Origin of the sequence: Mesorhizobium sp. M7A.F.Ca.CA.003.01.2.1 (assembly GCF_003998945.1) — a bacterium.
GTDB lineage: Bacteria > Pseudomonadota > Alphaproteobacteria > Rhizobiales > Rhizobiaceae > Mesorhizobium > Mesorhizobium ciceri.
Window position 1 is genome coordinate 1 of the sequence record NZ_RZRA01000188.1, and the last position, 7,154, is coordinate 7,154.

Here is a 7,154-nt window from a genome sequence, read left to right on the forward strand (position 1 = left end):
CGCCAACCTGACCCCGGTCACGCTCGAACTCGGCGGCAAGTCGCCGGCAATCTTCGATCCGTCATGCGACCTCGACGCGGCAGTATTGAGCATTGCCTACGGCAAGCTGTTGAATGCCGGGCAGACCTGTATCGCGCCGGATTACCTTCTGGTGCCGAAGGGGCAAGCAGGCACGGTCGCTGCCAGGCTCGCAACGGCGATCGCTAAGCTCTACCCGACTCTACGCGACAACCCCGACTATACCGCCATCATCAGCGATCGGCACCACCAGCGCCTGCGCGACATGGTCACTGAAGCGCGTGACGCCGGCGCCGATGTCACCGAAATCAACCCGGCCGGCGAGGAACTTGACGCCAATAGCGGGAAGTTGCTGCCGACCCTGGTCCGCAATGCCGGCGCAAACCTGCGGCTGATGCGCGAAGAGATCTTTGGGCCGGTGCTGCCCATCGTAGAATACACCGGGATCGACGAGGCGATCGCCCATGTGAACGGGGCCGACCGCCCGCTGGCACTCTACTGGTTCGGCCGCGACAGCGGCAACCGTCAACGCATCCTGCGCGAGACAATTGCCGGCGGCGTCACCGTCAACGACTGCATGCTGCATCTGGTACAGGAAAACCAGCCCTTCGGCGGCGTCGGCGCCAGCGGCATGGGCGCCTATCACGGCGAATGGGGATTTCGCACCTTCAGCAAGGAGAAACGGGTTTTCATGCAGTCGCGGCTGAGCGCGGGAAGCCTGCTGCGCCCGCCCTACGGCAAGACGTTCGAACGGCTTTTCAGCCTCCTGCGGCACATCACCTGACCGACCGAGCTACGCAGCCCCGGTGCATTAAGACTATCTTCACCACGGTGCGGCAGGGTCCTCATCCTGCGGTGATGTCTTGAGTACCGCGGCGCCACAAGCGCCCAGGCAACAGACCCGCGCCTCTTTCTGGGGTGCGGGTCATTCCCGCTCGATCTCTTACCCCTCGTTAGAGCAATTCCAGGAAAAGTGTGAAGCGGTTTTCCGTCTAGAATTGCGTCAAAACAAAGAGTTAGAGCAGCTCGCCGTTTCCGTGAAACGGTGAAATGCTCTAGCCGAGGAAATCGGCCCGGTGCGGCGCAAAGCTGTCGACCAGCCGCCCCGCTTCGAGCGCCTTGACCCCGTGCACCAGGCCCGACGGCACGATGAAACTCCCGCCCGTCCCAACGATCTCGCTCCGGCCGTCGATGGTCACCTCGAAGCGGCCCTCGGCGACGTAACTTGCCTGGACGTGCGGGTGCGAATGCAGGGCGCCGACGCCACCCTTGTCGAAGCCGAATTCGACCAGCATCAACTCGTCAGTGTGCAGGAGAATGCGGCGCCTGTTGCCGTCCGGTGTCGCCGTCCAGGCGCCCTCGCCGGCATGCGCGAAGATCTTTGCGGTCATCGTCGTCTCCTCAGAGCAATTCCAGGAAAAGTGTGAAACGGTTTCCGTTCGGAATTGCGTCAAAACCTAGCGTGCCAGCCAGCCACCATCCACCGGCACCACCGCGCCATGCATGTAGTTCGACGCCGGCGCCAGCAGGAAGACGGCGGCATCGCCAATGTCGCCCGCCTCGCCCCAGCGGCCGGCCGGGATGCGCGCCAGGATAGCGGCGCTGCGGTCGGGATCGGCGCGCAGCGCCTGCGTGTTGTTGGTTTCGATATAGCCTGGCGCGACAGCGTTGACGTTGATGCCTTTTTGCGCCCATTCGCAGGCAAGCAGCCGGGTGATGCCGAGCACGCCATGCTTCGAGGCGGTGTAGGACGCCACGCGAATGCCGCCCTGAAAGCTCAGCACGGAGGCAATGTTGACGATCTTGCCTTTCCGCTCAGCGGCCAAGGCACGCCTGGCAAAGCTTTGGCAGAGCAAAAAAACCGTCTTCAGATTGACGTCCATGACGTCGTCCCAATCGGCCTCGCTGAGATCGACGGCATCGGCGCGCCGGATGATGCCGGCATTGTTGACCAGCCCGTCGAGCGGGCCGCTTTCGTCCCAGACGCGGTCGAGCAAGGGGCCGGCGGCTGACGTGTCGGCAAGATCGGCGCTCACCGCCTCGAATTGCCCGCCCATCGTTGCGATCTTTCTGGCCGTATCGTCCATCGACGAGCGACCGACGCCGATCACCGTGCCGCCGGCGCGTGCGATCGATACGGCGATGCCCTGGCCGATGCCGGTGTTGGCGCCGGTGACCAGGATACGTTTTCCGGCAAGGCTGAAGGGGTCGCTCACCGCAGATCGCCCAACGCCACCGGGTCGACATCGGTGTAGTCGACATTGTCGCCGGCCATCGCCCAGATGAACGCATAATTGGAAGTGCCGGCGCCGGAGTGGATCGACCAACCCGGCGACAGCACGGCCTCTTCGTTGGCCATGACGATATGGCGCGTTTCGTCCGGCTCGCCCATGAAGTGGAAGACGCGCGCCGTCTCGGCCAGGTCGAAATAGAGATAGGCCTCCATGCGCCGGTCATGCACATGGCAAGGCATGGTGTTCCAGATAGAGCCCGGCGCCAGCTGGGTCATGCCGACCACCAGCTGGCAGGTCTTTGCGCCATCGGCATGGATGAACTGGAAGATCGAACGCTCGTTGCAGGCATCCTTGCTGCCGAGATCGAGGCGCTTGGCGTCACTGAGGCGGATCAGCCGGCTGGGATGAGCCAGATGCGCCGGCGCACTGAGCAGATAGAACTTCGCCGGCGCCCCCTCATCCGCTGAGGCGAAGGACACATCCTGTGTGCCCATGCCGAGATAGAGCATGTCGCGCGCCTGCAATTCATGAGGTTGGCCGCCGGTCGTGATGACGCCCACGCCACCGATGTTGACGGCGATCAACTCGCGCCGGTCGAGGAAACCTTTGGTGCCGGTCGGCTTGATCGCCTCCAGTTGGAGCGGCGAGCCTATCGGCACGGCGCCGCCGACGATCATGCGGTCGTAGTGGGTGTAGGTCAGGCTGATGCGGCCGGACTGGAACAGGCCGTCAATGTGGAAATTGTGACGGAGTTCATCGGTTCCCATCGCCGCGGCGGCAACCGGGTCTATGGCAAAGCGGGATGTGTAATCGGTATGGCTCTGGCTCATTTTCGTCCTGACTTGAAATGGGTCATTCGCCGGCGGCGGCCCTGACCGAACTGGCATAGAAAGCCTGCCGCGCATGCAGGCGTTCGCGGTAGCGCTGCTGGCTGGCTGTGAGGTGCGCGCGCATTGCCTCGCGCGCCGCTTCGGCATCGCCCGATGTGATCGCATTGAGGATCACCAGATGTTCGCGCTGCAGCCCGCGCTGGTAGTTGTCGGATTGCGCCAGTTCGGTCGACCAGGGCGAGGTCACGTCGCACGGAATGGCGCGCCGGCCGAGCACGTCGAGCATCTCGACATAGAACGGGTTGTTGGTCGCGCTGGCGATGGCGCGGTGGAAGGCGAGGTCGGCCGGGCCGGTCGGCTCGCTGGCAAGCAGCAGCCGCTCGAATTCGAAGAAGGCTTCCTGGATCGCCGCCTCCTGCGCGGCGTTGCGGCGAATAGCGGCGATCCCGGCCGACTCGATCTCGATTGCCAAGCGTACCTCGAGCACGTTGAGCGCGATCGAATCCTTGGCTCCCATGTCGGCGGCAAGCGCTCCGAACATCGTCGAGATATGCTCGGTGACGAAGACGCCGGCGCCTTGACGCGACTCGACCAGGCCGTCGGCGGCAAGCTTGGCCAGCGCCTCGCGGATGACGGTGCGGCTGACGCCGAAGGTCTCGGTCAGCTGGCCCTCGGTCGGCAATTTGTGGCCAGGCAGGATTTCGCCCGCCTGCAGCTGCTTGCGGATCGCCGCAACGACGGTCTCCGACAGCTTGGGTTTTCTCTCGACCCTGAGATCGGCGGATGCAGCGGACACGTGATGGTCTCCTAAAGCAATTCCAGGAAAAATGTGAAACGGTTTCCGTCCGGAATTGCGTCAAAACAAAGGGTTAGAGCAGTTCGCCGTTCCCGTGAACTGCTCTAGTGGAACAGGTGCGGCAACCACAACGAAATTTCCGGCACGTAGGTGACAAGCATCAACACAGCGAAAGCCGCCCCATAGAATGGCCAGATCGAACGCATCGCCGTCCAGATCGGGATCCGGCCGATCGCACAGCTGACGAACAGCACTGCCCCCACCGGCGGTGTGCACAAGCCGATGCCGAGATTGAGAATGAGGATCACGCCGAAATGCACCGGATCGACGCCGTAGGCCATGACCACCGGCAGGAAGATCGGCGTGGTGATGATGATCAGCGGCGACATGTCCATGAACGTGCCGAGGATGAGAAGCACGACGTTGATCAACAGCAAGATGACCAGCTTGTTGTCGGATACGGACTGCAGGAAGGCGACCAGAGCGGCCGGCACCCGGAGATAGGCCAGCAGCCAGCCAAAGGCGGCGGCGCAGCCGATGATCATCAGCACCATTGCGGTTGTGCGCACGGCAGCGGTGGTCGCGGTGACGAAGTCGTTCCAGCTCATGGAGCGATAGATCAGCAGGGTCACCAGGAAAGCATAGACGATGGCGATGCAGGAGCTTTCGGTGGCGGTGAAGACGCCGGAGCGAACGCCGCCGAAGATGATGCCGATCAGGATCAGCCCGGGAATTGCGGCAACGAGCAATTGCAGCGCCCTGCCGAAGCCGGCGAACGGCTCGGTCGGATAGGCGCGGCGGCTGGCGACCCAATAGGCCGTGACCATCAGAGATAGCGCCAGCAGCAGGCCCGGTATGATGCCGGCGGTGAACAGATCAGCGATCGAGATCCGGCCGCCGGCCGAAATCGAATAGATGATCATGTTGTGCGAAGGCGGTATCAGCAGCGCAATGATGGCGCCGACCGAAGTGATGTTGACAGCATAATCGACGCCGTAGCCGCGCGCCTTCATCTGCGGGATCATCAGCCCGCCGACCGCCGAGGCATCGGCCACCGCCGAGCCGGAAATGCCGCCGAACATGGTCGAGGCGGCGATGTTGACCTGGCCGAGCCCGCCTCTCAGGTGGCCGACCAACGCCCCGGCGAGCGCAACAAGGCGAGCGGCAATGCCGCCGCGCACCATCAGGTCACCGGCGAAGATGAAGAACGGGATGGCCATCAGCGAAAACACGCTGACACCGGAGTTGAGGCGCTGGAACACCACCAGCGGCGGCAGCCCCAGCACCAGAACCGTGGCGAAGCTGGCGACACCGAGGCAGAAGGCGATCGGTGTGCCGATGATCAGAAGAAAGACGAAGGTGCCGAACAGAACCGTCAATGCCATCTAGAGACCCTCCTCGCCCGTGGCGTACTGATCGGCATCGACCGGCAGTCCGGCAAACCGCCCGGCAAGCCGCTCGAGCGAAAACAGGCAGACAAGCGCGCCGCCCAGGATGACCGGCAGGAAACTGACGCCGCCCGGGAAAGCGAGAGACGGCATCACCGTGTTCCATGTCAGCCGGGTGAGCTGGGCGCCGTAGACGATCATGCCGAGACCGAAGGCGAGCACGACGACATCCGAAATGCTGCGCAGTACCGCCTTTGCGGCGGGCGGCAGGAAATAGAGCAGCACATCGAAGCCCAGATGCGTGCGTTCGCGGACACCGACGGCCGCGCCCAAAAAGATGAACCACCCCATCAAAATCACCGAGAAGGGTTCCGTCCAGCTTGGCGAACTGTTGAGCACATAGCGTGAGAACACCTGCCAGAAGATGATCACCGTCATCAGCGTCAGGCCGATGCCGCTGACCCACAGCGCAAGCCTCGCCAGCCGTGACAGCAGCCGTTCTATTGCCAGCCAGAATGGTTTCATATGCGCGCTTCCCACTGGACGGTGGCGCGCAAGCTCGCGCCACCATTGCCGCGAACGGATTATTTGGTCGCCTGGATGCGCGCGGCGAGATCTTTCAACTCGGGGGTCGAGAGATATTTCTCGTAGACCGGCTTCATCGCATCGATCAGCGGCTGCTTGTCGATCTCACTGACCTTGACGCCGGCTTTCTCGACGATGTCGCGCGACTTCTTCTCCTGCGCGTCCCACAATTCACGCATCTTGACGACGCTGTCCTTGGCCGCCTGCCGCACGATCGCCTGGTCTTCCGGGGCGAGCTTGTCCCAGCTCGCCTTCGACATCACCAGAACCTCGGGCACGATCTGGTGCTGGTCGAGCGTGTAATGCTTGGCGACCTCGAAATGCTTGGCGGATTCGAAGCTCGGCCAGTTGTTCTCGGCGCCGTCGATGACGCCTGTCTGCAAAGCCGAATAGACCTCGCCATAGGCCATCGGCGTGGCGTTGGCGCCCAACGCATTGACCATGTCGACGAACACGTCGGACTGGATGACGCGGAACTTCATGCCCTTCATGTCGGCCATCGAGGTGATGTCCTTCTTGGTGTTGTAGAAGGAGCGTGCCCCGGAATCGTAGAAGGCGAGACCGACAAGGTCGTGAGTCTCAAAGGCTTTCAGGATCTCGTCCCCGATCGGCCCGTCCATGACATGGCGCATATGCTCGACGGAGCGGAACATGTAGGGCAGCGACGGCACCGCGGTTTGCGGAACGATGCCGTTGAACGGCCCCATCGAGACGCGGTTGAGATCGATGACGCCGGTCTGCGTCTGCTCGATCGTGTCCTTCTCCTCGCCGAGCTGCGCCGAATGATAGACCTCGACCGAATAGCGGCCATTGGTGCGCTGCTTGATCAGCTCGCCCATATATTTGACCGCTTCGACGGTTGGATAGCCGTCGGGATGGGTATCGGACGACCGCAGCACGGTTTCGGCGTTGGCGATGCCGACCAGCAACGAGCCGAAAACGAATGTAACTGCCGTCAATTTCGAAAGATGCAACATGACTTCCTCCCTATGAAAACCAAAACGCCCGGCTCAGAGCCGGTAGGCCTTTTTCGCAAGTGTATAGGCAAGCTCCCGCGCCAGCTCATGCGCCTCGTCCTCGCGCAGCCGATGCTCGGCGACGAGACGCGCCAGGAACGCGCAGTCGACCCGCCGCGCCACATCGTGGCGCGCCGGGATCGAGGGAAAGGCACGGGTGTCGTCGTTGAAGCCGACGGTGTTGTAGAAGCCGGCGGTCTCGGTGGTCATCTCGCGGAAGCGCCGCATGCCTTCCGGGCTGTCGTGGAACCACCAGGCCGGCCCGAGCTTCAGCGCCGGGTAGACAC

At 62.9% G+C, this 7,154-nt stretch carries 9 protein-coding genes; 1 reads left to right on the forward strand and 8 read right to left on the reverse strand.

The window, feature by feature from the left end:
* Window positions 1-802, forward strand: an 802-nt coding sequence (locus EN969_RS10390; protein WP_127419110.1) for an aldehyde dehydrogenase family protein, incomplete at its 5' end; no start/stop codon positions are given.
* A gap of 271 nt (window positions 803-1,073) precedes the next feature.
* Here the strand turns inward: EN969_RS10390 and EN969_RS10395 are convergent.
* The 8 genes from EN969_RS10395 to EN969_RS10430 form a co-directional block, all read right to left on the reverse strand.
* Window positions 1,074-1,409 (reverse strand): cupin domain-containing protein, encoded by a 336-nt coding sequence (locus EN969_RS10395; protein ID WP_063169447.1) that lies wholly within the window; start codon window positions 1,407-1,409, stop codon window positions 1,074-1,076.
* 66 nt (window positions 1,410-1,475) lie between these two features.
* Window positions 1,476-2,234 (reverse strand): 2-dehydro-3-deoxy-D-gluconate 5-dehydrogenase KduD, encoded by a 759-nt coding sequence (gene kduD / locus EN969_RS10400; RefSeq protein WP_063169448.1) that lies wholly within the window; start codon window positions 2,232-2,234, stop codon window positions 1,476-1,478.
* Window positions 2,231-3,082 (reverse strand): 5-dehydro-4-deoxy-D-glucuronate isomerase, encoded by an 852-nt coding sequence (gene kduI, locus EN969_RS10405; protein ID WP_063169449.1) that lies wholly within the window; start codon window positions 3,080-3,082, stop codon window positions 2,231-2,233. Before kduI ends, kduD begins: the two co-directional genes overlap by 4 nt.
* Before the next feature lie 22 nt (window positions 3,083-3,104).
* Window positions 3,105-3,878, reverse strand: a complete 774-nt coding sequence (locus EN969_RS10410; protein WP_063169450.1) for a FadR/GntR family transcriptional regulator — start codon at window positions 3,876-3,878, stop codon at window positions 3,105-3,107.
* Between the two features lie 104 nt (window positions 3,879-3,982).
* Window positions 3,983-5,263, reverse strand: a complete 1,281-nt coding sequence (locus tag EN969_RS10415; RefSeq protein ID WP_013529044.1) for a TRAP transporter large permease — start codon at window positions 5,261-5,263, stop codon at window positions 3,983-3,985.
* Window positions 5,264-5,791, reverse strand: coding sequence for a TRAP transporter small permease (locus EN969_RS10420; protein WP_013529043.1), 528 nt, complete (start codon window positions 5,789-5,791; stop codon window positions 5,264-5,266).
* Between the two features lie 59 nt (window positions 5,792-5,850).
* A complete protein-coding gene (locus EN969_RS10425) occupies window positions 5,851-6,828 on the reverse strand; it encodes a TRAP transporter substrate-binding protein (protein ID WP_024504231.1) in 978 nt (325 codons plus the stop codon).
* A gap of 33 nt (window positions 6,829-6,861) precedes the next feature.
* Window positions 6,862-7,154, reverse strand: a 293-nt coding sequence (locus EN969_RS10430; RefSeq protein ID WP_206525144.1) for a glucuronate isomerase, incomplete at its 5' end; no start/stop codon positions are given.